The sequence below is a fragment of the Bernardetia sp. Wsw4-3y2 genome (assembly GCF_037126295.1).
Lineage (GTDB): Bacteria > Bacteroidota > Bacteroidia > Cytophagales > Bernardetiaceae > Bernardetia.
Genome location: NZ_CP147017.1, coordinates 4,571,623 through 4,597,946, shown reverse-complemented (window position 1 = coordinate 4,597,946; position 26,324 = coordinate 4,571,623). Strand labels below are relative to the sequence as shown.

Here is a 26,324-nt window from a genome sequence, read left to right as displayed (position 1 = left end):
GATAAAACACCAACAAAAGATCCGTATATGACAATTGCTACTACCAAGTTCACATTAATCTATCAAAGGCAAATTATTTCCTTTTGCAGAAACTACATATATTTTCGAATTTTCTATTTTTGCAATCATTATTTCTTTTCCAGATTCAATAAAACCACCATTGAGTGAACGCACTTCAAATATTTCTCCATCAATATTTACTCTTCCATTTGGACGCAAACTAGAAATTGTCTTTCCTATTTGTTCAGGGTAAAGTAATAGTTTTCTTTCTGTATCTTTATCATCATGTTTGCCTTCTATTGCTTGTTTTTGACTAAACTTTTCCCAAGATTTGGAACGAACACTATAGGCAATTGCACCAATATTAAAGATAGAAGCAATAAAAAGTGTCCAAACAGAAGCATCTATTCCAAAAAAGAAGTAGGTCAGTGCAGTCCCTAAAAGAGTCATAAAAAGACTGATTACCCCAAATTTTATAGTTCCCGAAAGAATTTCTATAGTAAGGGTAATCATTGCAACAAAAAATAGAAAGCCAATTAAAAATAGTTCCACTAGTAAATTGATGTTAGATTGAAGTTTTATTTCAAATACGAATAAAATCGTGCTTTTGTTAGTGTTACAGGTTCTTTTTTAGTTAAACAGTAGAAACACGAATATTAGAGTTGCCATTAGCAACCATTCTCTGAACGTGGTGCAGTGTATTTTCTTGATTAATTTCTATCTCTACTGAAATATTTTGCTTTTTAGATAAAGCATTAAGAGCAGGAAAAAGAATAGTTCCAGTTTGCAATATTTCACTATCTACATTAAATTTCATTGATGTATTGATGCCATTACTTTTATAATAAACCATACAATAACTATTTGAAGAAAGATTGTTTTTTTCGTAAAAAACGATATTTGTTATATTTTCTGCTGGTAAAATAAATTCTTCAAATCCATATCTACTTGCAAAACCGATTGTTTTTTTAGTAATGTAAAATGTATTATCTGTAAAATCTTTATAAGTAGATTTTACTCTTTGTCCATAGTACCAGTCATATAGTGGATAAATACCTAGTATAACAATAAAAGGAATATAAATTGCTAAAGCTTTAATAATTGCTGCTGATGCAAACAGGAATATACAAAGAGTAAACAAACAAAGACCTACAGGTATAAAAGGATTATAAACAGTAGGGTGGTTTTTTTGAGAAGCCTGAATCCAAGGGATTTTATTGGTTTCACTAGGAATATTGTCTTGTATTTCATCCAGTTTTGGATGTGAAGTATATTTTGGAAGTGAAGTATAAAACAAAATATCATTCTCTAGCTCTAATCGTATCGCTTTTTGGACAGGAAATTTAGATAATGTTTCATTCTGCTCACAATGTCTTTTTCCTAAATACTCCCACGTATCTTTTAAAAAAACAGATTTACAACCTACACAAAAAACCACTTCATCGCCTTCTAAAATAGAATCGCCTGTAATTGGGTCTTTTCTATTTTGGGCTAGGAAATTTTGATGTTCGGATAAGGTAGAATTTATTTTATGAATGTGCATTATTTCAATTATTTACCCTTTAAGATTATTTCAGATACGAATAAAATCGTGCTTTTGTTAGTGTCACAGGTTCTTTTTTGATTTCAGACAATACAAAATTATTTTGCTGTAAAGTCAATGGAAAAGTTTGGGTTTTGTCATGAATTTTTTCGTAAATCTCTATATCAATGGCTTGACGAAATTTTAGAGTAGAAAAAAGATTGAATTTTTCTATAATTTCTTTTGCACCTGATTGTAAGACACCCTCAAAAACCTTTGACTTTGAACCACTTCCATAGGCACAAAAACCTATTTTTTGATTTTCTAAATTATCTTTTTCATTCCCTTTGGATAATTTCATTTCCAAACAGCTCATCAAAGCCATAAAAATAGAAGCTGTGTACATATTTCCAATTTCGGAAGAAGCTAATTGACTATCAGCAATTTTTTGATTTACAAAATCTCTATATAAATCTGTTTTGGAAACAAGTTTGACCAATTGACTTAAATCTATATTTATATCTTCTTGACTCAGATTCAATCTTTCTAAAAACTCTTTTCTTGTTTCCTCATTATCTGCTAAAATTCTTTCTTCAGTAAAAAGCTGACTAAACATTCGCTTTCCATGAAAAGCATACGGTAAATGAAAAATCAAGCTATTCCATTGTTCGGAAAGAATATCGTTTTGAGTGTATAAATTTTCTTTAACAGCCTGTTTTTTGAACGAAAAATAAGCATCACGCAGACGATTTTGATAACAAGAATTCGAAAATTGTCCATCAAAAACAGGAGTTTCGCTAAAATCAGGCTTAAAAAAATCGTGTTCACTTTTTGTAGAAACTCCCCAAACATCATGAATGGCAAGTAACCTAGGAGATTGTTTAATCAACATAGCAACTGCGCCAGCTCCTTGTGTATACTCTCCACCTGAATGTTTTTCATACTTGGCATAATCTGTACAGACGACAATACCAATACGGTTTTTATTATTTCTACTCCAATCTAATGTATTTTGAAGCGCATCAACACCACCAATACAAGCAAAAGTCATATCTATGGCATCACAATTTTCAAAGAATTCTTCTTCTACATTATTCTCTTCTTGTAATTTTTTGGTAAGCATTCCCAAAACATAAGTAGCAATAGGTTTTGCGCCATCAAGTCCTGATTCTGTACCTACATAAAGTCTTCCAATATCTTTTGGATTTATCTTATAATCTGTTATCAATTTCAAAACGGCATTGGCTGCCATACTTGCAGCATCTTCATTGACATCTAGAAGAGCCATTTTCAAAACGCCTAGCCCTTTACTCAATTTATCATAATCAAGATTTCTTGAAGGAGCTAACGTTTTTAAATCTAAATAAATAGAAGGAACATAAAAAGACATGGCATCAATGCCAACTTGTACTGTATTTTGATTCATCAAAAAGTAAGATCATAAGTAAATAATATAAATAATTCTTTGTGTGTTTTTATTAGTTTATTTTGTCTGTTCACAAATCTATAAAAATATCATTAGAAAATGTTAGTATTACTTTTTGCATATTTATTTTGATTGGTCGTCGGTGGGACACCGACAATGGCTATAAGTTTCTTATTTTGACGAAATTGATGTGCATTAATCTTTAAATTTACTTCAATTCTAAAACGACCACATCTTTGTTAATCTCTTCAAAAGAATAGATTTTTTTGCCGTTATGTTCTTGCATAAAACTTTGGGCATCTTCTTGTTTAGAAAAAGGAACAAAATCCTTCCCCATTGGACTTGTTTTATCACTTCCTGTTACATAAAAAGCAGTTGTCCCATCTATCTTTTGAGTGGTATAATAGTCTGTAACTTCCATTTTTTCAATAGAAGTAGCCACATTATTTGAAGAATCAGCTAAGTGAATAAACATACAACGAGGTGCGCAAAAGGCTAAATTTTTAGAATTGGCTTTTAGCATTACCTGCCAATTTGGAAAGTCATTAGTAGGCATCCCACAATTTTGGCAGTCTGTCCACTCATATTTTTGCTCTGTTGATTCTATATTTTGCTCATCTTTCTTTGTAGTAGTTGTGCAAGAGTAAAAGAACATGCTTGCACTAATAAAAACAAAAAAAGTTAGTTTCAAAGATTTAAACATTTTTTTTAGATTTACTAGGTTATTTTCTTCCAATAAGAATACAATACTCTTCGGGTTTTTCGACACGAAATTGCAATATATTTTGTGATTCTAAATAATCACGGATGAGCTTTTGATTAAATTTTTCTGGAAAAGTAAGAATAATAAAGCGTTTAGTAACACGAGTTAGTTCGGGTAAGGCTTCCATTAATTCTTTTTCAGTTTCAAAACCATCTGTACTTGTAACCACATCAAACTGATTACTAGGATAGCCTTGAAGTTTTGGAAAAGGTAGATTTTCTTTTGTAGAAAGTGTAGTAAAGCCTCCTTTGTGTAAATTCTTGATTCTATCAACTTGCTTTTTGTCCATAGACAGTGCAATTGTAGGCAAATAATGAAACTCATCAACTAATTGCCAAACAAAATCGGTTTGTTTTTTTTCTAAATTAAGCACTTGGTCAGGCTGAACACCACGTAAGACTCCAAAAAGTTTGTCTAAATAAGGTGCAGGAGCTTCTTTTTTTAAGAAATCTAATTCTAGCTTTTTTTCTTCTCCTAATTTCACTAATTCATGGTTTTCTTCATGAATCAAATCTTCTAACGGTTTTTTGAAATAAGTTTGAGTAGCTGAAGGAGTGCTAAGTTTTCCACGAACAAAAGCAGCTGTTAGTTGAAGATAATAGGAAGACGGTATTTGGTCTGGAGTTGATGAAAACGGATTTTCCACGTAATACTATTGTTATGTAATTAATTCTAAAGGATAGGTAATATTAAGAAGTAGACTTATATTTTTATATTTATTCAGAATAAATTTATACTTCTTCTATAAAACAATAAAATAATTTTATCAATTTTGAGACAGGGCATTCTGAATTTAGTTGCTTCAAATATACTCTCTTTTTGTAAGTTGTCCTAATAAAAGATAAATCAAAGTAGAATATTTAGATTTAGAAATTAGTTGTAGACAAGATATATGTTTTGATATTATTAGGTTGTGATTAATAGTAATTATTTCTCTAAGACTTGATTATTAACTCGCTTAGATAAAAATAGTGTCTTCTAAAAAGCTTTATTTTACAGTTTTCAGAGCAGAATTACATCAAATTTATATGAACTTAATCTATTGACTGAATCAAGAAATTATAAATATCTGTATTTATTACTATCTAACTCTCAAAAGTTCATAAAAAGAATGTATTTTTGTGTCTTAATTAAAATTGGTCTAATTTTGCCTCTTTAAAATTGGTCTTTTTTCTATGTCTTATTATTCAGTTGTATTAATTTGACCATAAAAAAACTGAAAATTTATTTATTCTATCAATTTGATTATTGATAGTTATTACTGTTATTTAATGAGAAATACTATTGTTTTTTCAGCAAAAATCATTTTTTCTTTGCTCTTATTGTCTTCTTTATTTTCTTGTGCAGGCTATCAAAACAATATTCTTTTTCGTACAGGAGAAGATTTTGATAATAGTGCTTTCGATAAAGTAAAAGCAGAAGCAGAACAAAATTATAGACTTGCTCCTTTTGATTATATTACTATTCAGGTTTTTACCAATGATGGAGAAATTATGATTGATCCTTCTGGAGATTTTAGTGAAGAAGTAAAAGATGGAGGAGGTGTTGTAGTTGCCAATCCAAATCAGTTTGAAACAGATATATCTGGCATTCCTACTGGCAACTCTGGTACAGTAAATACAGGAGGAGGTGGAGGAAGAGGAGGTTTTTTGCGTAGATATTTAATACAAGAAACAGGAGCAATAGTTTTACCAATGATTGGACAAACTACATTGGCAGGACTTACCTTATATCAAGCTGATAGTTTACTAGCAAAAAAATTCAGTAAGTTTTATGAAGAGCCTTATATTATCACTCGTTATATCAATAAGCGAGTTATGATTATGGGTGCAATGGGTAATAAAGTCCTTACACTGACTAATGAAAATATGACTTTGTTAGAAGTACTAACTTTGGCTGGAAATTTTGACAATAATACTAGAGCAAACAAAATTCGTTTAATTCGTAATGCCAATACAGGAAATCCTGTTATGAAAAATATTGATTTGAGTACATGGGAAGGATTGAAAAATGCTGAGCTTATTATTCAACCTAATGATGTTGTGTATGTAGAACCTCGTCGTCGTGCAGGTTCAGAGTTTTTGGCAGATTTTGCACAAGTAGCATCTGCTATTGGTAGCTCAGTAACACTTATCCTTACCGTCCTTTTATTACAAGATAGATTTAGTGGCAATTAGAAAAACACTTTCGAATAAAAATTTCATAGACAAAGTTATATATAAATATTAAATGAGCGACTTCGAAGAAAATCCATTTATAAATCCTTCTCAAGCAGCAGAAATTTCTAATGAAGAAAATTTTTTAGCTGATTTTGATGTTTCTAAGCTGATTAGAGTATTCAAAAAGAAAGTTATTTATATTATACTTTTACTTATTATTTGTATAACAGGCTCTTGGATATTGTTACGCTATACAAAAAGGGTATATAGCTCTTCTTCTACTTTAAAATTAGAAGTAAAGGGAACTTCTGAAGTATTAGGTAGAGGTATTTTTTCAAGTGAGGAAAGTGTAACCAACTTTCTAGTAGGAGAAATTGAACTTATCCTTTCTCGTTCTGTATATCAAGAAGTTGCACAAAGACTTGATTTGAGTGTAAGTTATTTTGTAAAAGGTAGATGGTGGTTCAATTATTTCGAACGTTTTCAAGATAATCCTTTTGAAGTTAGTGAATATGAGGTTTATAATAATGAATTTTATAATCGTCCTTTAGATATACAAATTATTGATGAGGAAGAGTTTGTACTTTCTTATCAAACTCCTACTGGAGATAGTTTTAGTAAAATATATAAATTTAATACTCGCATAAAAAATCAATATTTTTCCCTTATTGTTTCTTTAACTAATAATTTTAATAAATTAAGGTCTCCTTCAGATAATTATTTTTTTACCATCAATAGTGAAGAATATCAGATAAACTATATAAAATCTTCCCTTAGATCTAATATATTAAATCCTAAGGCATATACTATACAAGTTGTATTTACAGACAATAATCCTTATAAAGCATCTATTATTACAAATACAGTAGTAGATATTTATTTTGAAAAAACATTAGAGAATAAAAACAAAGTCTACAAGCAAACCATAAATTACTTGGAAGACCAAGTCAGAGTAGTTCAAGATAGTTTAGAAACTATAGAAAAAAGTATTAATGATTATAGAAGAGAAAATGGAATTACAAATCAAAATCCTGATGAATATCAAAACTTAGTACAAAATATTTTCAATAGTATTAGAGATTTGCAAGAGAAAAGAATAAATATGGATAATGAGTTGAAGATATACAGGGAAATATCTACTCTTTTGGAGAATGACTCTACTCTTTTAGTTGCTCTTACTTACTCCAATCTTTTAAATAACCCTTCTTTGGAGACTAAGCTAGGAAAAGTATATGATGAAGAAAAGCAGAAAAAATTTATGCTTGATAGAGTGACCAAAGAAACAGGAGCTTATCAACAAAAGGAAAAAAGAATAGACTTTCTTAAAGACGAGATAGAAAAACTCATTACACTTAATCAACGTATTATTTACGAACAATTGAGCGAGCTGAATATAAATATTTACAAATTACAAAGCTCAATTCCCTCTTCTGCAAATGAAATAGATTTAGCCCTCAAAAAAATGCTACGCTATCAAGATTCTTATCAGAAAAATTATAATATTTTGTTAGGCAAACTTATAGAAACAAATATTACAATGTCTGGAACAGTTACTAACTATCAACGACTTTCCACAGCCGTTCCTAGTATTAAACCTATTTATCCAGAACCACAACTTTTTTATATTTATGGAGTAGGAGTTTGGCTATTTTTATCTTTTTCATTGCTAGGACTGACTTACATAAGACAAAATAAAATAGACTCTCTGCCCGAACTTGAGAAACTATCTAGTGTTCCTATTTTGGGTATGGTACCAAAGTATGATAAAACAATGGATTATTCGCAACTTGTTATCCATAAAAGACCTAAATCTGCCATCAGTGAATCATTCCGTTCGCTGCGTACTAATTTAGATTTCATGGGTAATATTTCCAATGATTCTATTATTTCTGTTACCTCAACAACTTCTGGAGAAGGAAAAACTTTCATTGCTGTTAATTTAGGTGGAATTATTGCTCTATCTCAAACAAAAGTTGTACTCTTAGATTTAGACCTCAGAAAGCCAAAGGTACATTTAGCTTTTGGAGTAGAAAATACAAGAGGAATAAGTACACTTTTAATAGGCAAAACCTCTATTGATGAAGCTATAAATCACAGTGAAATTCCTAACTTTGACTTTATTACAGCAGGTGCACAACCTCCAAACCCTTCAGAACTCATCATGAGTGATGAATTTGGTACATTAATAAAACAATTAAAGCAACGCTATGATGTAATTGTATTTGATATGCCTCCTGTAGGTTTAGTAACTGATGGAATTATAGCCATGCGATTGGCTGATTTGCCTATTTATGTAGTACGTGCCGAATATTCTCAACGTGGGTATATAAGAGGTATCAACCGTTTACATCAAGTACAAAATTTCAAAAAACTATCTATTATCCTCAATGCAGCAACTAAAAGTACAGGTGGTGGATATGGATATGGTTACGGATATGGTTATGGATACGGATACGATTATGGATATGGCTACTATGATGATGATGAAACAACAACTCCTTTTACTAAACTAAAAAACTGGTGGAGTAAGGCTAAAAGAAAATTGAAAAAAACATAAATCAGCAAAAAATGATTTCATTATTTAGAAAAAAAACTAAATCGTATGGCAATATACTGCCAATTACAGTTGATATGCACTCTCATCTTTTACCAGGAATAGATGATGGTTGTAAATCTTTTGAGGAGTCTATCGAACTCATTAAAGAATTAATTGATTTAGGATATAAAAAACTTATTTGTACACCTCATATTATGGGGGATTTTTATAGAAATACACCTGAAATCATTTTAGGAAAATTAGACCAACTAACTGATATTATTCAGCAACTAGGACTAAATATAGAATTAGGAGCAGCAGCAGAATATTATTTAGATGAATCTTTTATGGAACGAATAAACAAAGCAGAAAAACTACTCTGTTTTGGGAAAGAAAAATACCTCCTTTTCGAAACTTCATACATGAATGCCTCTCCTCATATAGAAAATGTCATTTTTATGTTGCAATCTTTAGGTTACACACCTGTACTTGCACATCCTGAACGTTATGTTTATCTTTTTGAAAACTATAATGAAAAATTACACGAATTACATGAAAAGGGAGTTTTATTTCAAGTAAATATTAATTCCCTTTCAGGTTACTATTCTCGTCCTTCCAAGAAAATAGCTGAATATTTGATTGATGAAGATTTAGTTAGTTTTTTAGGTACAGATATGCACGGAAAACGTCACTTTCAGTCTTTATTAAAAAGCAGAGAAACAAATCATTATAAAAAAGCTCTCTCCCAACAATTATTAAATAATAAGCTATTAGAAATATAAGTAATTGAGCTAAATTATTTACAGCTTATTTATTAAGCATCTTTTTTAGAATAGTTTCTGCTCCTCTTTTAAAATCTTGGGTTTTGTTATATGTAATTCTGTCCAATTACTTAAAACTAATATCTGCAAACTGATTTTACTCTTAATTTATTGTATTATGACTTATAAAAAATTAAATTTTGTAATTCATAATTCGTAATTCGTAATTCCTTTGTGTATATTTGTAACAAGCTGTATCTTTTTGTAAAAAAAGATTACTATCAAAAATTATTTCACACAATTATTTAAAATAGAACATTTTTTATGAGCGAAAATATCATAACCATCGAAAACGGCAAATTAAATGTACCTGAAAATCCTACTCTTCCTTTTATCGAAGGTGATGGAATTGGTGCAGATATTTGGAAAGCATCACAAGCTGTTTTTGATGCTGCTGTTGAGAAAGCCTATGATGGCAAAAGAAAAATAAACTGGAAAGAAGTATTAGCAGGAGAAAAAGCATTTAATGCAACAGGTAATTGGTTGCCTGCTGAAACATTGGAGGCATTTAGAAAATATTTAGTAGGAATCAAAGGTCCTTTGACTACTCCTGTAGGTGGTGGTATTCGTTCGCTTAATGTTGCCCTTCGTCAAGAATTAGATTTATATGCTTGTTTGCGCCCTGTTCGTTATTTTGATGGCGTTCCTTCTCCAGTAAAACAACCAGAACTTACAAACATGGTTATCTTCCGTGAAAATACAGAAGATATTTATGCAGGTATTGAGTATATGGCTGGAACAGCTGAGGCTGATAAAGTAAAAAAATTCTTGATAGAGGAAATGAAAACTAGTAATATTCGTTTTCCTGAATCTTCTTCTATTGGCATCAAACCAGTTTCTAAAGAAGGCACAGACCGTCTTGTTCGTGCAGCTATTAAATATGCAATCGCTCAAAAACTTCCTTCTGTAACACTTGTTCACAAAGGAAATATCATGAAATTTACCGAAGGTGCATTCAAAACTTGGGGTTACGAATTAGCTGAAAAAGAATTTGGTAACGAAACTTATACATGGGCACAATACGACCGTACAAAAGAAGAAAAAGGAACAGAGGCAGCAAATGCAGAACAAAAAGCAGCTTTAGACAGTGGAAAAATCTTAGTTAAAGACTCTATTGCTGATGCATTTTTACAACAAATTTTGCTTCGTCCATCTGAGTATTCAGTAGTTGCAACACTTAACCTTAATGGTGATTATATTTCTGATGCTTTGGCTGCTATCGTTGGGGGTATTGGTATTGCACCAGGAGCAAATATCAATTATGTAGAAGGTGCTGCAATATTTGAAGCAACTCATGGAACAGCTCCTAAATATGCAGGTTTGGATAAAGTAAATCCATCTTCTGTAATTCTTTCAGGTGTAATGATGTTTGAATATATGGGATGGCAAGAAGCTGCTGACCTTATTACACAAGGATTAGAGGGAGCTATCAACTCTAAACGTGTTACTTATGATTTTGAAAGACAAATGGAAGGAGCAACTCTTGTTTCTTGTTCTGGTTTTGGACAAGAAATCATCAAAAACATGAAACCTGTAACAGTATAAACAGAATCATTTTTATAATTCAGGAATTTGCTCAACATCTAATTTGAGAATTTTGATACAATTTCTGTAACTTTATAGCGATACATTTTACCAACTAATCTAATATTTTAGTAAACGGAAAATGTATCGCTATTTTTATATATTATTATAAATTAGTTGTGCTTCTTAATTACGACTGATAAATTTCAGTTCTATATTGGTTTTACTTCTAAATTCTGACTTCTAAATTCTAACTTTATTAAAATTATGCGTTTTTCATTTTTAAAGACTCTTGCTTTTACATTGCTTATTTGCCTTTTTTCTTGTAATTCTTCAACTAAAGACAGTGGCGAAACAAATGGAGATTCTACAACAGTAGAAAATACAACTTCTACATCAGCAGAAAATACAAATACAGAAACAACTGTTGAGTTTTCGCCTGATGATGCCAATAAAGAAGGTGGTTTTTTTAATGTTTCTTTAGGAGAAGAAAAATCAACAGTAAAAACAAATTTTGCTGATAATGGACTTTCAATGGATAAAGACAACGGTGTAACTTATATTATGGCTGGAAATACTGAAAACAATATCAGTATTGATTTGAAAGGTGGAACTTCTGGAGATTTTCCAATTGGTAGTGATGACAAACGTTCGGCAAATGTTGCTATTAATTTGACAACTACTTCTGGAACTATGGGTGGTTCACTCACTAAAGGAACAGTAACTATTACAGCACTAGATGAAGCAGCAGGAACAGCAGCAGGAGAATTTTCAGGAAATACAGCAGATGGAAAGGAAGCAAAAGGAGAATTTAAACTCAACCTTAAAAAAATGTAAAGTATAGGGGATGCAAACGCATCCCTTTAAAAATAAAATGCAGAGGACACTTTAGTTTGCTTTTTTTATTTCGGAAATTGCATTGTCAAACAGTGTAAAGAACCATGCTGACGAATGATAGGCAAACAATTTATTCCAATAATTTCTCTATCAGGAAAAGCTTTTTGAATTTGTGAAAGTGCTAAATTATCTAAATCTCTATTTTCATAAGTAGGTACTAAAATAGCTTTATTAATTATCAAAAAATTAGCATACGTAGCTGGCAAACGACGATTATCTTCATCGTGATAGGCAGCAGGTGCAAAAGGCAAAGGAATTAATTTATAGGAATTGTTATCTCTAGTTTTTAGGCTTTCTAATTCTTCTTCCATTTTTTTCATAGATTTATAATGAGAATCTGATTTATCTGTTGGAGGAGCAACATAACAAATTGTATCATTTGGACAAAGACGAGCTAACGTATCAATGTGTGCATCTGTGTCATCTCCTTCTAATGCACCGTGTTCTAACCACAAAATACGATTAGCACCAAAATAACTTTTGACTTTCGTTTCTATTTCTTCTCTTGAAAAATTAGGATTTCGCTCTTTTGAAAGCAAACATTCAGAAGTAGTCAAGATTGTACCTTCTCCATCAGATTCTATCGAACCTCCTTCTAATACAAAGTCTATCTGCTCTACTTTTCCTTTCAAATAATTTTCTTTTTTTAAGTTTTGAGTAATCAAATTATCTTTAGATGCTTCAAATTTATTTCCCCATCCATTGAAAGTAAAATCTAAATGGATTTTTTCACCATTTTGAAAAACAGTCATTGCGCCATGGTCTCTTGCCCATGTATCATCCGAATCTATTTCTACAAAAGTGATTTTTTCAAACTGTTTTTTATTTTCATTTAATAGTGAACTAAATAATTTTTCAGTTTCTGATTTATCTTGACAAACTAAAAGTACATTTTCAAAACGAGTAATTTGGGTTACGATTTCGATAAAAACAGGTATTACAAGTTCCAAATCATCTTTCCAATCTGAATTTTGATGTGGAAAAGTAAGTTGAACAAATGATTGTTCTTCCCATTCAGCAGGAAGACGACGAGAAATAGACGAATTTTCAGACATAATTTGTAGAAGTATAACAGACATCCCTGTCTGTTGGAAAGATATTTTTATTTTTTTGCACAGACTAAGAATTCTGTGATACTTGTACAAAATAACGCAATTTTTGGAACAAAATTGAACTAAATCAGATTCTATTGGATGTAAAATAATTTGTAATAAGCTTGATTCCTTATCTAGAAAAATAAAACACTTATTATGTTAAAATTAAAAATAGACAAAATTGATGTAAATAACGATTATGTGGAGATAGTAGGAGATATTATTCAGTCTGACCTTGACACGTGTTTTAAAACTTACTCTTATCTATGCTCTATAGATGATTTTGTTAAAGATTCTAATAGTTGGATTGGTAACAGTTATATTCACTTGAGTGCTTATCGTGGATTTATTTCAAAAAAGGGAATAACAAATATTTCTTTAAAATCTTTCATCGAAGATTGGTTGGATAATTTTTCTAGTGTAAAAGCTGGAAGTCTTTTCGAATATCAAATGAAATGTAGATTTTTTTTTCAATTTGACTCAGATTATAACTTCGGAATAGAAGAAACAGTTATTGATAAAAATGCTAAATTAATAAGTCTGAATAAGATAGAGTTTATGGCAGCAGAAGGATGTCTTTCTGACAAAAAACAATTAAGATTTGAGCCTTTTACTGAAACTTTCTGTCAAAGATATAGAACAACAAATGAGTTCGAAATAATACTAAAACTCAATTTTTGTTTTGATGATGGAAGTTCTCTTGTAGGATATACTACCATAATTACTGCACAAAAATTCAAACGAAGAATAAATAGATTATTTTTGGAAAGAGGGCAGGATATTATCCTTTCATTTTCACATATTCCAGTAGACAAGTTCTCGTATGAAGATATAATTTCAATTTTCACTCCAAAAGTATGGAAAAGAGAAGATAGATTTTTTAGATATGATGTGAAAGGCAAAAATATTGCTGAGATGGTAATTAAATTACTTCCTTATCTTGATATTGACAATCCAAACGAGTATTTATCAGATTTGATTGTTGAAAATAACGAAGTTTATACATTAGATATTGATCAAGCTAAACAGGAAATACAGAAATTTATAACTAATCAAATTTTATGATGGAATTTAGCACCATAAAAGATGTACTACAAAAAAACACTACATTTTTACTTTGTTAAAAAACTTCAAATCCAGATTTTCTTCAAAAAATGAGTAGGGGAACTCTTTTGATTTGTTCGTCATAGTTACAAATCAAATCACAAATTCAATTTCAAAATCAAATTTAACTATTTCAACTATGACACATTCTAAATTTTATACTTTATCTCTTTCTACCTTTATCTTATTTTTCTTTATTTCATTTTCATCCTTTTCACAAGATTCTACTTCACAAGTTATAAATGAGAAAAATACCAAAGAAAAAAATACTTCTGACCCAATTACTATTTTTGGAAAAAATTCTACACAAAGAAGTGGCTTTTTTATGGCGTGGGACACAAAAGCAACTAAGCTTATTGGCGAACCTGCTATTCTGACTGGTGGTAGAATTGGTTGGAATGTAAATGGAGTAATGAATATTGGATTTATGGGACAAGGACTTGTACCGACTGTACAAAAGACAATTTCTAGTGATGTATTTCAAAATCAAAATGCTCGTTTATTGATGGGATATGGTGGTGTTACTCTTGAACCTATCATTGGTTCTCGTTTGCCTATTCATGTTACTTTTCCGACTACGATTGGTGCTGGTTGGGTAGGTTATGTAAAAGATTGGAAACATGAAATAGCTTATACCAATCACGAAGACGATTTATTAGATGATGAAATTTTCTTTGTTCTTGAGCCAAGTGCAATGGTAGAGATGAATCTTACCAAAATTTTGAGAGTTTCGATGGGAGGAAGTTATCGTTTTACGGATGATGTCAAACTTTTAGAAACTTCAAAAAATGCTTTACAAGGATTTGCTTTTCAATTTTCAGTCAAATTAGGTAGATTTTAGTTTAACCTTTGTTTATTTTAAACTAAACAAAAAAATCTATTTTTTATACAAAAATCTTTTACAGTCTTTGCTAAAGGTTTTTTTTTTTGTTTTCAATTAAAAAAACTCTTTTATTGTTAATGTTTTTTGGAAAAATGTTAAACAATTTATACATTTGTAGAGTTAATAAGATATATTGAGAAATTAACCTACTTCTATGTATTTTTTCTTGTTTCAAATACAAAGAAGGCATTTTATAAAAACACAAATAGATTAAAGACATTAAAGATTCATTGTTTTCCTGATTGAATAGAAAAAGGCTCTTACATTTTGTAAGGGTCTTTTTGTTTTTGGAAGGAATCTATAAATTCTCTAATAATTTCAAAACAGCAATGAAGTAAAGATAAATTACTACTTCTGCAATCTGCTGAGTAGCTCCCAAACAGTCGCCTGTATATCCACCAATCCATTTTTTGAAATAATAACCTAGATAGAGTTTGAGTGCAAAAAGTGGCGCAATGACAAGCGCACCAACTGCCCAAGGAGAAAATAGAAAAATGGGTAAAAATCCAAAAACAGAACTTACTATAATTTCAGTAGCAGAAAGTTGTTTTGCAATCGGTTTTACTTTACTAGACAAATCCTCACGAGCATATTGGTGTGTATACACAAAAGTAAGAGCTGTAAAACGACTCAAACTATGTCCTATCAAAAAAATTATCCAAAAAGAATTTAGTGAACTAGCAGTCATAAACTCAAAAAGTGTCAGAAGAGCTGTATATTTCAAAAATAATAAAAGAGCTGTTCCAATCATTCCATACGCTCCAATCCTAGAATCTTTCATTATTTCCAGTATTTTTAGCTTTTCCCAACCTCCTCCAAAACCATCACAGACATCAGCAAAACCGTCTTCATGAAATGCTCCAGTCAGCAAAACAGTAGCAATCATACTCAATATAAGAGCTACATAATGAGAAAATAAAAATTCACTTCCCCAAAAAACAAGTGCTGCGATTCCACCCACTAACCAACCAATAAAAGGAAAATAAATAGATGATTTATTTAGCTGTTCATCGCTATAATCTACCCATTTTGGAACAGCAATACGTGTATAAAACATCAAAGCAGTCAAAAACAAACGTAACTGATAATGAAGAATAGGAAGTAGAGATTGGAAATTAGGTAGATAAAATTTCATAAAATAAAATTAAAAATCAGATTTTAGAAGTTAGAAAACAAAAACAAATATATTCAAAATGTATTTCATTCCTCTTTGTTCTCTGCAAACTCTTCAGACCTTATTTAAAATGCATTGAAAAATTCTAAAACTAACCCTAAAAATTCTCTTTCTGTCGAAAATATTCAAATGAGATTAAAAAAACAGTTCGTTTTTTCTTATTTTTACTTTCTTATAAACTGACCTAGCAAAAACGATATACACTTTCCGAAAAATATGGATTTCGAACTTACACCAGAAATAGAAGAAAAAATAAAATTATTAGCTGTCAAATATGATTCGATGGGACAAGATTTAGTCTCTTATTTAGATGGTTTGTTGTATGCAAATTATCTGACCTATTGGGATTATATTCACTTGGATACACTTTTGAGTCTTCAAGACCCAAAAACTGATTTCCCAGACGAGACTATTTTTATTACTTATCATCAAATAACAGAGCTTTATTTTAAGCTCATTCAGCACGAGCTAAACCAAGTAAGTTGGCTAAAAGATAGCAATGGAAAGGTGTTTTTGGAAAAAATAAGACGTGTAAATCGTTACTTCAGACATTTAGTCAATTCCTTTGAAATAATGGTGGAAGGAATGGATTACAACGAATTTTTGAAGTTTAGAATGTCTTTGCTTCCTGCTAGTGGTTTTCAATCAGCACAATACCGTCAAATAGAAATCCTATGTACTGATTTTCGTTTTTTGGTGGAGGCCAGTCAAAGAGATTTATTTGATGAACATTCTCGTATTGAAGAAATGTTTGGTTATGCCTATTGGAAAAGAGGTGCAATAGAAACAGAATCTGGACACAAAACGCTTACTCTAAGACAATTTGAAAGAAAGTATTCAGAAGATTTATTAAAACTCACTAAACGCTGCCGAACTCGTAATTTGTGGTTTATTTTTTCTAATCGTCTGCAAGAATCTAATCTAAAAGATAAAATAATAGAAGAACTCCGAACACTTGATGCTCTTGTAAATATAGATTGGCGACTTTCTCACTTTCAAGCTGCTGTCCGTTATCTCAATAAAGATACACAAGCCATTTCAGCTACAGGTGGAACAAACTGGCAAAAGTATCTTCCTCCTAGATTTCAAAAACAAGTTTTCTATCCTTCTCTTTGGAGTGAGGAAGAATTAGAAAACTGGGGGAAATCGTGGGTGATTCAGCATGTAGGTTCTCGTACTCGTGTAACGACTCCATCACCTTCCAAAGACTTTCATTCAGAAGGAAAACCAAATTCTTCTACCAAAAATGAAAATGGCGTAGCTGAGTAAAAAAATAGAATTACATCTTTTTATAAAAAAACGGATTTGGAATTAGTAACCTAAAAAATATTTTTGTTACCTTTGCAGCCTAAAATTTTATTCAAAAAGAGTAAATATTTTGAAATAATAAAGAAATAACAAACGAATTTTTGTTCTTTAAAACCCTTAGGGTATTAAAGACCCTTAGGGTTTATAAAATCAAACATAAAATCAAAATGGCAAAAACAACAGACAAAAAAACAGTAAAAGCGCAAGCTAAAGCAGGAGAAAAAACTGAAGTTCAGGATATAAACCCAGATATTGAAGCTGGAACAGAACAGTTTTACCAAGCTGTAGAAGCTGACCGTTTGCAACAAAGTATCTTAGAAGTAAGCGAAAACAAAGGATTAAGAACTGGTGTTTTTATAGCTTTAGGTGCAATTACTCTCGTCATAGTGGGTATTTTTGTTTATCAATTTTATGTAGAGAAAAAAGAAACAGAAGCTCAAAAAGAACTTTTTGCAGCTCAATTTTACTTTGAAAATGACTCACTGAATACAGCTCTTAAAGGTGATGCAACTACAACAGTAGGTACTGAGAAAATTGCTGATGAGTATTCTATGACTAAAGCTGGTGATTTAGCTGCTTTTTATTCAGGAACAGCCTTATTAAAAGAAGGAAAATTCAATGAAGCTATTGAAAGTTTAAAACAGTTTGATGCTGATGACTATTTAGTTCAGGCAAGAGCATATTCTTTAATAGGAGATGCTTATATGGAACTTGATAAGTTAGACGATGCAGTTACTTATTACAAAAAAGCTTCAAATCATTCTCCAAACGACTTTTTCACACCAGAATATTTGATGAAATTAGCTTTAGCTTACGAACTCAAAAATGATTATTCGATGGCTATACAGGCTTACGAAACAATTATTGAGCAACATAAAAAATCTGATATGGTAAGCAAAGCAAAAAGAGCTTTAGGTCGTGCAGAAAGCATGAAAGGTAAAAAAGCAGCTTAGGAATGATAAATTATTAATTGTGAATGATAAATGAATACAAACACAATTACAAATTATACAACTAGTAATTTATTTAATTTCAATTCCTTAGTACAGTGTAACATAAGTTTATTTGCGTTTTACTATCGTTGGTGGGGACACCAACAATGGTAAAATTATAAATTGAACAGGGTTTTAACCCTGTTTTACGCAAAATACACGATTTTAATTGTGACATAACAAACTCCTTTTAATAAAATTAGAAGGAGTTTTTTTGAGCTTAGTAAATACAATAGAAAATAATAATCAATGAATATTTTTAAAGACTTAAAAGTTATAGAATTGGCAAGTGTTTTGGCTGCTCCTTCGGTTGGGCAATTTTTTGCTGAATGTGGAGCAACAGTTATAAAAATAGAAAATCCTTTGACTTCTGGAGATGTTACACGTTCTTGGAAACTTCCTTCTGAAAACTCTTCAAATAGCGTATCAGCTTATTTTTCGTCTATCAATTGGGGTAAAACATCACTTGCTCTCAATATTTATGATGATGAAGATAAAAAAAAATTATATCAAGAGATAAAAGATGCTGATATTGTTTTGGCGAGTTATAAAAAAGGAGATGCCGAAAAATTAGGAGTAGATTATCAAACACTCAAAAAAATTAATCCAACACTTATTTACGGACATATTACAGGGTATGGAATAGAAAGTTCTAAGGTAGGTTATGATGCGCTTATTCAAGCAGAGACAGGTTTTGTATTTATGAATGGTGAAAAACAAGAAGTAAATAAAGATACAACCACAACAAGACAAAAAATAGAAGGAACAAAAATGCCTGTTGCTTTAGTCGATATTTTGGCAGCACACCAACTCAAAGAAGGGTTGTTAGTGGCTCTTCTAAAAAGAGAACAAGAAGGAAAAAGTAATTTTGAAGGAAGTTATGTAACTGTTTCTCTTTACGAATCTGCACTTTCATCATTAGCCAACCAAGCTACAAATTGGCTCAATGCAGGTCATTCTCCTCAAAAAATGGGGAGTGAACACCCAAATATTTTTCCGTATGGAACAATTTTTCAGACCAAAACAGATAGTCTAATGTTGGTTGTAGGAAGTGATAAACAATTCTCTGTTTTGTGTGAAATATTAAATATTGATTCTATTTCAGAAGATGAACGTTTCAAAACGAATGCAAACCGAGTTAGAAATAGAGAGATGTTACGTCCTATTTTAGAAAAAGCATTTTTAGAGACAGAGAGTAAAGAAATTTTACATATTTTAGAACAAAACAATGTTCCTGCTGGAAGTGTAAATGATATTCCAAAGGCTTTTGAAAATGAAGTCGCTCAAAATCTACTTTTTGAAGATAAAGAAACAGGACTAAGAGGTGTAAAAAACTTTATTGCTCGTTTTGATAATCAAAATCATAATTTAGATTTGAGTGCACCACCCAAATTCGATTAAATATGTAGTTAGTTTTTATCCAATCTGTTTATATTTAATAGAATAAAATCTTTTTTTTTAGAAAAAAGTTAAACTATATCGCTTACTTTGTAAAAATATAGCTACGATTTGAGTTTTCTGTCATTGATTGTGCCAAAAATCACATAAAGTTTATTTTTATGAAAATAGAGTATCTTTTGGCAATAGTTTTTCGTAGCTTGCAACAATTTGTAATCCTATTTTAATTATGGTATAGTTCTATTTTTTATTGAATAGTAGAATTAGTAAAAGCCATTAATAAAACCTTTTCTTTCTGTTAGTTATATGAATTTTGCTCTGCCTCAAAAAGGCTATAAAACAATATTGTTATTCCTTACGATGCTCTCGTGGGTTCTATTGACTGCTTATGGTATGATAGAACAATATTTGTTAGTGCAAGGCTATCAAGAAATTCAGCAAAACCTACCTATTTGGATTAAAGGACTTTTGTTCAATACTTTTCTTCTGTGTGCATTTTTTACTATTCGCAGGATTGATGTTCAGAAAGATGACAACGAAGATTTTTATGGCTTTCTTTGGAAAGCATTTGGATCAAGTATTGTTTCTGTTGCACTTTCTTTGATGCTAAATGTATTCATTAGTGTAGCATCCAACTATCTTTTGGAGCATACAATGCTTTATAACTTCATTTATCACGTAGATTTTGGGCTTTTTGTAGGCTTTTTACTGACAGCTTATCATAAATGGAAACACCTGATAACCTATCAGGCTAACAAATTTATGCGTACTTTGATGAAGAGTTTTGAATATACACTTTTCATAACCCTCTTCTTTCACTTTTTTGGCTTCCAATTTTTTTCTCCTTATTCTCAAATTATCCTGCTATTTTTGATATTGATGGCGTTTGTTTTGTCTGTCAATATTCGTTGGGTTGCCTATTTAGATTTTAATCAAAAGATTCGCTCTATTTTATTACTGTTGGTTATTCTAGGAGTTCAGATTTATTTTCTATTTGAATTTTTGCGTTATTATGATATTGCACAACTTCAAACGGAATCTCAACCTATTCGGAATTTAGTAATTGATTTACAAAAATCTGTTTTCTTTATGGCTACCTTTATTTTTACAGGAATATACTCGGTTACAAGCGCACTTCTTCTACTTTTCAATCTTCCTACTTCTTCGGTTTTTGAGAAAAAAATTGGAGAACTAGCTAGTTTTCAGAAACTTTCCGAATCTCTTTTAAGTGGAGATAATGAAAAAGAAGTTTATAAAGTTTTGTTAGAAAGTGCTATTCAAACACTTCATGCAGATGCTGCGTGGTTAGAAATATGGAACTCTCAACGAGATTTTATCACAAAAGACATTTCAAATAGTGAAGCCGTAAAACTCAAAAAAGTAATTTATGAAAGAGGATTAGATAGAAGTAAGCCTAGAAAATATTCAGCTATGCAGCTCTTTGAAAGAGAATATGAAGACCAAACTTATCAATCTGTTTTGTCTTTACCTTTGATTGCTAACAAAAGCTATTTGGGTTCACTTGTTTTGCTAAAAGAAGTCGATAATGCTTTTGATAATGTAGTCATGACAACACTTACATCCTTTGTAACACAGGCAAGTTTGGCTATTTATAATTTTAGACTAATCACAACAGCAGTAGAAACACAACGTTATCAGAATGAATTAAAGATTGCTCATAGGGTACAGGAAAGTCTTTTACCTAATATTATTGATGTAGATAATCAGTTTGAAATTTGTGTAAAAGCGGGTTCTGCTGACGAAGTAGGTGGAGATTATTATGATTATTTTCAAGTTGCTCCCCATCGTTTTGCTGTTATTATTGCAGATGTAGCAGGAAATGGAACTTCGGCTGCGTTTTATATGGCACAAATGAAGGGTATTTTTCATAGTTTGGTTCGGTTAGACTTAAGTCCTGACTTATTTATGGAATATGCCAACAATGCGCTTAGTTCGTGTTTAGAAGCTCGTCTTTTTATTACAGCTACTTATTTGATTATCGATACTGAAAAACGTAAAATTTACTCTTCTCGTGCTGGTCATTGTCCAACTTTATATTATAATGCAAGAGAAGAAAAGTCTGACTTTTTAGAAGAAAAAGGAATTGGTTTGGGAATCATTCGAAATGGCACTTATGGAAAACATACCCAAGTTTCTATTTTTGATTATGAAGAAGGAGATATATTTTTTCTTTATACAGATGGAATAAATGAAGCTCGTCACCCAGTTTCAAAGGAAGAGTATGGGTATGATAGAATCAAAAACTTTGTAGAAGAAAATGCTCATTGTAGCGTTTCTCAAATAGCTGAATTAATTATTGATGATATTTATCAATTTATAGAAGGAGATGATTTGAGAGATGATTATACTGTTATGGTGATGCGTTTTGACTAAATACAATTATGAACGATTAATTTTTAGTGATTAATGAATACAAATAAGATATTTAAAGTATTTCAAGATTACTGTTGAACCAAAAACTGCCGTTGGTTTTAGGATAACAATAACAAAAAAAGCCTTTTAGTTCAATAAGAACTAAAAGCCTTTTTTGAATTGAATTACATTAATAATTAATTGTTAAAAATTAATCATTAAAAAACTATATATTTCCTTCTTTAGAACGACGAGCGATAAGTTGAACTACTTTCATAGCCATTTCCATATCTCCGTTTACTTTTACTTTTCCAGTCATATAAGCTGCCATTAAGTTCAAAGAACCATCAATCATCTTGTTAGCATTTTCTTCTGAAATCTTAACTGTACAATCTGCATCTTTGTCTTCATGAGAAACTACATTTGGAACTTGAGTAGCATCTACATAAACAACCCCTTCGCCTTTAAGATCAAACTTAACTGATTTTCCTAGTCCACTATCTGTTCCGACTACTTTTTTTACACGCTCTGTGAAAGATTCTAAGCTCATAGTTTTATTTTACTTTTGGATGTGAGTAATTTAATAATGATTACGATTTTGAAATAATAAAATGAATATTCAGTGTAGTTAAATAATTCATTTATTATCTAATACAAAGTTATTTACTTCGGTATTTTTATACTGCAATTTAACACAAAAAACTCGGCTTGCAGCGTTTTTTATTAAGAATTAAACTAAAAAAATAGTAATTAGTTTTGAAGTTTTCTATATAAATCTGCGTGTGCTGGGTCAAGTTGAAGCAAAATCTCAGCAGCTTTGAGTTTTTCATCCTTTTCTGCGTTTGAAAAAAGCTGATAAAGTTCTTCTCCTTTTGCATCAAAGAGCGTTTGAATAAGCAAGGCATTTAATCGAATAGCACTTACTTCTTTCCACTTTTTCAATACTTCCATTGTTTTTTTACGAGCTTCTTCTGGTTTTTCTAGCATCACATCAAGCCCTAAACGATGATAATCATACAAACCTTTTCTCAAATCTATAAATTGAGGGCTGTTTAAGTTTTCTCCTAACCAATATCTTGAACGAATATCATTATTCTGCCATCCCGAATTTGCAACTCCTGTACTTTGTGCATTATTAATAATGTTTTGTGCTTTTTCGATATAGGGTGTTCCTCCCAAAGAAGAGAAAGAATCATAGTCTAATGCTAAAATAACATAAGAATAATAAGCCAACATCAAAGTCAGATTATTATTAGTGGAATTAGGAATATAAATTAAGGGTTCACTAGGTTTGTAAACGAAATCAAAGTTCTTATCAAAATAATTTAGAATTGGTGAAGTATAAACTGTTCCAAAAACAGGACGATTATATTGAATTTGAGCGTCTCCTGAATAAATTCCTTGAGAAAGGTCAGTATTTTTATCTAGCGTAATCAAGATATTACATTCTATACGCTCCCATTCTTCATAACGGTCTTCTGTCCATTGTGTCGTATTCATAAACTTTGTCAGAGCTTTGGTAAGTTGCCCCACAATTTGTTGATTTTGAGCTTCTACACGAGAATCATTAATAATTACATTACAACGAAACTCTTGTGCAAACACTTGGCTTGAAAATGATACAAAGAGAAGACTAAAAACTAAAAAAATATATTTCTTCATTGATGATTATTTTTATAAAATTCAAAAAAACGCTATAAAGAATTTATAATTTTTCTTTATAGCGTTCAATTTACTAAAAACTTATGATTTGAGAATTATTTTTTATAAATACTGATTAATCAAACCTGCAATTACTTGACCTGAACTAGGACGAGGTGCATCTGGATTAACTACTTTTCCTGTTTTGTCTACTAACATATAACGAGGAATTCCTGAAATTCCATATTGGGTAGAAACAGCTTGAGTTGCATCAGAAGCAGGATAAAAATGCACTCCTTTAATATCCATTTGCTCAATTCCGTTTTTCCATTTATCTTCAGCTCTATCAAAAGAAACATATAAAAACACTACATCTTTTCCTTCAAACTGACTGTGTAGCTTCTGAGAGCTAGGCATTTCACCACGACAAGGAGGACACCAAGAAGCCCAAAAATCAACATAAATAACTTTTCCTTTATATTCTGCTAATACATCTTCAAACATCTTTATACTGCCATCAGCATTAGTTTGACCGACAAAGATTTTTTCAGGTTCTTTGTCTTCTGTTGTTGTGCTTGTATTAGTAGAAGTATTGGATGTATTTGAAAAGCGATTCTGAGTAGAAGCAGTAACATTAGAATCATCTGTGGATGCACTAGCTTGTTTTTTTTCACTAGCACAAGAAGCTGCCGAAGCAATAAGAGCAATAAATAAGATGAATTTTTTCATAATAATTAAAATTAAGTGAGTTTGAATATTTTTTATAAAAATTGAAGTTGTATAATCTTTCCTTGAAATTTATTATTGATGTCGCTTAAAACATTAATAATAGAATAGCTTGAATTATTTCAGAATCAGAATAACAAAAATACTAATTTTTTTAGATTTTATTCCCTCTCAAAAACTCTTCAATTTTCATTCTTCGTTTTCCTTCAGGTTGTAATTCATTGATTTTGACATAACCATCTTGTGTCTTAACGTAAAGATAACTCTTTTGGTCTGTAAGTGGCTCTCCTATCAAAAGTTCATTTGTTTGCTCAAAATCAGCAATTTGCACATCAAAAACCTTATACATCTTATCATAAAGGGTCATTCTTGCAGCAGGATAAGGAGTAAGTCCACGTACAAAGTTTAGTATTTTTTCACTTTCCTTATTGAAGTTTATGAAGGTATCTTCTGTAAAAATTTTTGGCGCATGGGGTGTTTTTTCTTTCAAATTCTGTTTTTTGACAGCATAATCATTGTCTTGAATAGCTTTTACAGTTTTCAAAACAAGTTCTGCTCCTTTGTTTTTTAATCTTTCATAAAGCGTACCGACATTATCGTTGTCATAAATTCTTTCTTCTTCTTGAAAAAGAATATCTCCAGTATCAATTTTATGTTGTAGGAAAAAAGTTGTTACTCCTGTTTTCTCTTCTCCATTAATAATTGCCCAATTGATAGGAGCAGCACCACGATAATTAGGCAATAGTGAAGCGTGAAGATTAAAAGTTCCTATTTCTGGCATTTGCCAAACCACTTCTGGAAGCATTCGGAAAGCAACCACAATTTGAAGATTTGCATTATAACTTTTCAGTTCTTCTAAAAAACTCTCGTCTTTTAGATTTGTCGGTTGCAGGATAGGCAAACCGTGTTTCAATGCTGCTTTTTTCACATCAGATTCATTTATTTTCTGACCTCTTCCTGCTTTTTTATCAGGTGCAGTAACGACAGCGACTACATTATAGCCATTTTCTACTAAGATATCTAAAGAGGAAACGGCAAATTCAGGCGTTCCCATAAAAATAATACGTAACTCGGGCATATTTTATTTTCTAAGCTGCTCATAAGCAAAAGAACAGCACTATTTTTTAATTTTCAATTTAAAACTAAGACAAATGTACAAAATTTATTGTACTCATTTCTTAAGATTTAAATTACTATTTTTCATCTCTTTTTTGCATTAATTTTATTCTTAATAATTTATCAAAAAGACTAAACTGCGTAGTGAGTAAAGCAAGTGCTTGAATGATATGTAAAATCAGTAAAACAACTACAATAAAAAGAGAAAAAATAGAATCTGTACTTATCCAAAATAAAAATCCACTCACTAAAAACATTGGTATCCAGTAAATTAGATTTCTTACAAAAAGTAATAGAAAGTGAGCTTTCTCATTTGAATCAGTAGTTATAAAATAAAGACCTAGCCACTTTTTACCACAACTACCATCACCTAAAATACAATCTCTAAATATGATATACAATAATCCTATTCCTAAAGAATAATCAAAAATAGTTTGCTGTTCAAATTTAAAATAAGGCAAAAAAAGATAAACTAAGCCTCCTAAAACACCAGCAATAAATAAATCTAACAAGAAAGCAAGTGAATGGTCATCACTATTTGATTTTATATACACCGAATTATCAACTTTCTGAAAGAGTAAAGTAACTGCTGTTTTTGGAAAATCATTGAATGTTTTTCTTTGATTACAATGTTCTGAACCCATATATTCCCAACTCTCTTTCAAAAATGCCGATTTACATTCAGCACAAAAAATAATTTCATCTCCCAAAGAAAAACTATCACTAGTAATTGGGTCTTGACGGTTTTCTTGTAAAAAATGAGTTTGATTTTTAGTAAGGATTAGAGTATTTTTCATGTATTAGCATTTTGTTATAAAAACAAATACGTAATTTATTTTTTCTTAGATACTCTACTTTTCTAAAAAA

At 30.7% G+C, this 26,324-nt stretch carries 23 protein-coding genes; 11 read left to right on the top strand and 12 right to left on the bottom strand.

Annotation, left to right across the window (positions count from 1 at the left end):
• Positions 1-54: 54 nt before the first annotated feature.
• From V9L05_RS19275 to V9L05_RS19255, 5 genes are all read right to left on the bottom strand, one after another.
• On the bottom strand, positions 55-552 hold the full coding sequence (locus V9L05_RS19275; RefSeq protein ID WP_338813531.1) for an NfeD family protein: 498 nt from the start codon (positions 550-552) through the stop codon (positions 55-57).
• 82 nt (positions 553-634) lie between these two features.
• Positions 635-1,543 (bottom strand): hypothetical protein, encoded by a 909-nt coding sequence (locus V9L05_RS19270; RefSeq protein ID WP_338813530.1) that lies wholly within the window; start codon positions 1,541-1,543, stop codon positions 635-637.
• A 25-nt stretch (positions 1,544-1,568) separates the two neighbouring features.
• Entirely contained in the window at positions 1,569-2,948 is a 1,380-nt protein-coding gene (locus V9L05_RS19265) for a hydroxymethylglutaryl-CoA synthase (RefSeq protein ID WP_338813529.1), read from the bottom strand.
• A gap of 208 nt (positions 2,949-3,156) precedes the next feature.
• Positions 3,157-3,651 (bottom strand): nitrous oxide reductase accessory protein NosL, encoded by a 495-nt coding sequence (locus V9L05_RS19260; RefSeq protein WP_338813527.1) that lies wholly within the window; start codon positions 3,649-3,651, stop codon positions 3,157-3,159.
• A 19-nt stretch (positions 3,652-3,670) separates the two neighbouring features.
• On the bottom strand, positions 3,671-4,357 hold the full coding sequence (locus tag V9L05_RS19255) for a hypothetical protein (RefSeq protein ID WP_338791814.1): 687 nt from the start codon (positions 4,355-4,357) through the stop codon (positions 3,671-3,673).
• Positions 4,358-4,982: 625 nt separating this feature from the next.
• On the opposite strand from V9L05_RS19255, the gene V9L05_RS19250 reads away from it, so the two are divergent.
• The 5 genes from V9L05_RS19250 (at position 4,983) to V9L05_RS19230 (ending at position 11,588) form a co-directional block, all read left to right on the top strand.
• On the top strand, positions 4,983-5,888 hold the full coding sequence (locus V9L05_RS19250; protein ID WP_338813525.1) for a polysaccharide biosynthesis/export family protein: 906 nt from the start codon (positions 4,983-4,985) through the stop codon (positions 5,886-5,888).
• 52 nt (positions 5,889-5,940) lie between these two features.
• Positions 5,941-8,427, top strand: a complete 2,487-nt coding sequence (locus V9L05_RS19245) for a polysaccharide biosynthesis tyrosine autokinase (protein ID WP_338813524.1) — start codon at positions 5,941-5,943, stop codon at positions 8,425-8,427.
• Positions 8,428-8,438: 11 nt separating this feature from the next.
• The gene (locus tag V9L05_RS19240) at positions 8,439-9,188 is read left to right on the top strand and encodes a CpsB/CapC family capsule biosynthesis tyrosine phosphatase (RefSeq protein ID WP_338791817.1); all 750 of its coding nucleotides are present in this window, start codon (positions 8,439-8,441) and stop codon (positions 9,186-9,188) included.
• 303 nt (positions 9,189-9,491) lie between these two features.
• Entirely contained in the window at positions 9,492-10,772 is a 1,281-nt protein-coding gene (gene icd / locus V9L05_RS19235; protein WP_338791818.1) for an NADP-dependent isocitrate dehydrogenase, read from the top strand.
• A gap of 246 nt (positions 10,773-11,018) precedes the next feature.
• On the top strand, positions 11,019-11,588 hold the full coding sequence (locus V9L05_RS19230) for a hypothetical protein (RefSeq protein ID WP_338813523.1): 570 nt from the start codon (positions 11,019-11,021) through the stop codon (positions 11,586-11,588).
• Positions 11,589-11,653: 65 nt separating this feature from the next.
• Here the strand turns inward: V9L05_RS19230 and V9L05_RS19225 are convergent, their stop codons facing one another.
• Positions 11,654-12,727, bottom strand: coding sequence for an agmatine deiminase family protein (locus tag V9L05_RS19225; protein ID WP_338813521.1), 1,074 nt, complete (start codon positions 12,725-12,727; stop codon positions 11,654-11,656).
• 171 nt (positions 12,728-12,898) lie between these two features.
• Here V9L05_RS19225 and V9L05_RS19220 point away from each other — a divergent pair, with 171 nt between their 5' ends.
• Entirely contained in the window at positions 12,899-13,807 is a 909-nt protein-coding gene (locus tag V9L05_RS19220; protein ID WP_338813519.1) for a hypothetical protein, read from the top strand.
• Positions 13,808-13,985: 178 nt separating this feature from the next.
• A complete protein-coding gene (locus V9L05_RS19215) occupies positions 13,986-14,687 on the top strand; it encodes a hypothetical protein (RefSeq protein ID WP_338813518.1) in 702 nt (233 codons plus the stop codon).
• A gap of 340 nt (positions 14,688-15,027) precedes the next feature.
• Here V9L05_RS19215 and V9L05_RS19210 read toward each other — a convergent pair whose 3' ends face one another.
• Positions 15,028-15,864 (bottom strand): adenosylcobinamide-GDP ribazoletransferase, encoded by an 837-nt coding sequence (locus tag V9L05_RS19210; protein ID WP_338813517.1) that lies wholly within the window; start codon positions 15,862-15,864, stop codon positions 15,028-15,030.
• Positions 15,865-16,119: 255 nt separating this feature from the next.
• Between V9L05_RS19210 and V9L05_RS19205 the strand changes: the two genes are divergently transcribed.
• The 4 genes from V9L05_RS19205 to V9L05_RS19190 all read left to right on the top strand — a co-directional run bounded on the left by V9L05_RS19205 (position 16,120) and on the right by V9L05_RS19190 (position 21,995).
• Positions 16,120-17,172, top strand: a complete 1,053-nt coding sequence (locus tag V9L05_RS19205) for a tryptophan 2,3-dioxygenase family protein (RefSeq protein ID WP_338813515.1) — start codon at positions 16,120-16,122, stop codon at positions 17,170-17,172.
• 206 nt (positions 17,173-17,378) lie between these two features.
• Positions 17,379-18,164, top strand: a complete 786-nt coding sequence (locus V9L05_RS19200; protein ID WP_338791824.1) for a tetratricopeptide repeat protein — start codon at positions 17,379-17,381, stop codon at positions 18,162-18,164.
• A 288-nt stretch (positions 18,165-18,452) separates the two neighbouring features.
• Positions 18,453-19,604: a CaiB/BaiF CoA-transferase family protein gene (locus V9L05_RS19195; RefSeq protein WP_338813514.1), complete on the top strand. Its 1,152-nt coding sequence runs from the start codon at positions 18,453-18,455 to the stop codon at positions 19,602-19,604.
• 303 nt (positions 19,605-19,907) lie between these two features.
• Entirely contained in the window at positions 19,908-21,995 is a 2,088-nt protein-coding gene (locus V9L05_RS19190) for a PP2C family protein-serine/threonine phosphatase (protein WP_338791826.1), read from the top strand.
• Positions 21,996-22,200: 205 nt separating this feature from the next.
• Here V9L05_RS19190 and V9L05_RS19185 read toward each other — a convergent pair whose 3' ends face one another.
• From V9L05_RS19185 to V9L05_RS19165, 5 genes are all read right to left on the bottom strand, one after another.
• Positions 22,201-22,524, bottom strand: a complete 324-nt coding sequence (locus tag V9L05_RS19185; RefSeq protein WP_338791827.1) for an SCP2 sterol-binding domain-containing protein — start codon at positions 22,522-22,524, stop codon at positions 22,201-22,203.
• Between the two features lie 200 nt (positions 22,525-22,724).
• On the bottom strand, positions 22,725-23,636 hold the full coding sequence (locus V9L05_RS19180) for a DUF4835 family protein (protein WP_338813513.1): 912 nt from the start codon (positions 23,634-23,636) through the stop codon (positions 22,725-22,727).
• 102 nt (positions 23,637-23,738) lie between these two features.
• Positions 23,739-24,344, bottom strand: coding sequence for a TlpA disulfide reductase family protein (locus V9L05_RS19175; protein ID WP_338813512.1), 606 nt, complete (start codon positions 24,342-24,344; stop codon positions 23,739-23,741).
• Between the two features lie 151 nt (positions 24,345-24,495).
• Complete coding sequence (fmt, locus tag V9L05_RS19170) at positions 24,496-25,419, bottom strand: methionyl-tRNA formyltransferase (RefSeq protein WP_338813511.1); 924 nt, start codon at positions 25,417-25,419, stop codon at positions 24,496-24,498.
• Positions 25,420-25,534: 115 nt separating this feature from the next.
• On the bottom strand, positions 25,535-26,254 hold the full coding sequence (locus V9L05_RS19165; RefSeq protein ID WP_338813510.1) for a hypothetical protein: 720 nt from the start codon (positions 26,252-26,254) through the stop codon (positions 25,535-25,537).
• Positions 26,255-26,324 lie beyond the last annotated feature (70 nt).

Bases quoted from the DNA above. Each gene is read 5' to 3' on its own strand.
- V9L05_RS19240 (WP_338791817.1), top strand. From the start codon at position 8,439: ATGATTTCATTATTTAGAAAAAAAACTAAATCGTATGGCAATATACTG.
- V9L05_RS19230 (WP_338813523.1), top strand. From the start codon at position 11,019: ATGCGTTTTTCATTTTTAAAGACTCTTGCTTTTACATTGCTTATTTGC.
- V9L05_RS19195 (WP_338813514.1), top strand. From the start codon at position 18,453: ATGAATATTTTTAAAGACTTAAAAGTTATAGAATTGGCAAGTGTTTTG.
- V9L05_RS19165 (WP_338813510.1), bottom strand. From the start codon at position 26,254: ATGAAAAATACTCTAATCCTTACTAAAAATCAAACTCATTTTTTACAA.
- icd (WP_338791818.1), top strand. From the start codon at position 9,492: ATGAGCGAAAATATCATAACCATCGAAAACGGCAAATTAAATGTACCT.
- V9L05_RS19220 (WP_338813519.1), top strand. From the start codon at position 12,899: ATGTTAAAATTAAAAATAGACAAAATTGATGTAAATAACGATTATGTG.
- V9L05_RS19190 (WP_338791826.1), top strand. From the start codon at position 19,908: ATGAATTTTGCTCTGCCTCAAAAAGGCTATAAAACAATATTGTTATTC.
- V9L05_RS19175 (WP_338813512.1), bottom strand. From the start codon at position 24,344: ATGAAAAAATTCATCTTATTTATTGCTCTTATTGCTTCGGCAGCTTCT.
- V9L05_RS19260 (WP_338813527.1), bottom strand. From the start codon at position 3,651: ATGTTTAAATCTTTGAAACTAACTTTTTTTGTTTTTATTAGTGCAAGC.
- V9L05_RS19215 (WP_338813518.1), top strand. From the start codon at position 13,986: ATGACACATTCTAAATTTTATACTTTATCTCTTTCTACCTTTATCTTA.
- V9L05_RS19245 (WP_338813524.1), top strand. From the start codon at position 5,941: ATGAGCGACTTCGAAGAAAATCCATTTATAAATCCTTCTCAAGCAGCA.
- V9L05_RS19225 (WP_338813521.1), bottom strand. From the start codon at position 12,727: ATGTCTGTTATACTTCTACAAATTATGTCTGAAAATTCGTCTATTTCT.
- V9L05_RS19185 (WP_338791827.1), bottom strand. From the start codon at position 22,524: ATGAGCTTAGAATCTTTCACAGAGCGTGTAAAAAAAGTAGTCGGAACA.
- V9L05_RS19250 (WP_338813525.1), top strand. From the start codon at position 4,983: ATGAGAAATACTATTGTTTTTTCAGCAAAAATCATTTTTTCTTTGCTC.
- V9L05_RS19200 (WP_338791824.1), top strand. From the start codon at position 17,379: ATGGCAAAAACAACAGACAAAAAAACAGTAAAAGCGCAAGCTAAAGCA.
- V9L05_RS19265 (WP_338813529.1), bottom strand. From the start codon at position 2,948: ATGAATCAAAATACAGTACAAGTTGGCATTGATGCCATGTCTTTTTAT.
- V9L05_RS19205 (WP_338813515.1), top strand. From the start codon at position 16,120: ATGGATTTCGAACTTACACCAGAAATAGAAGAAAAAATAAAATTATTA.
- V9L05_RS19180 (WP_338813513.1), bottom strand. From the start codon at position 23,636: ATGAAGAAATATATTTTTTTAGTTTTTAGTCTTCTCTTTGTATCATTT.
- fmt (WP_338813511.1), bottom strand. From the start codon at position 25,419: ATGCCCGAGTTACGTATTATTTTTATGGGAACGCCTGAATTTGCCGTT.
- V9L05_RS19270 (WP_338813530.1), bottom strand. From the start codon at position 1,543: ATGCACATTCATAAAATAAATTCTACCTTATCCGAACATCAAAATTTC.
- V9L05_RS19210 (WP_338813517.1), bottom strand. From the start codon at position 15,864: ATGAAATTTTATCTACCTAATTTCCAATCTCTACTTCCTATTCTTCAT.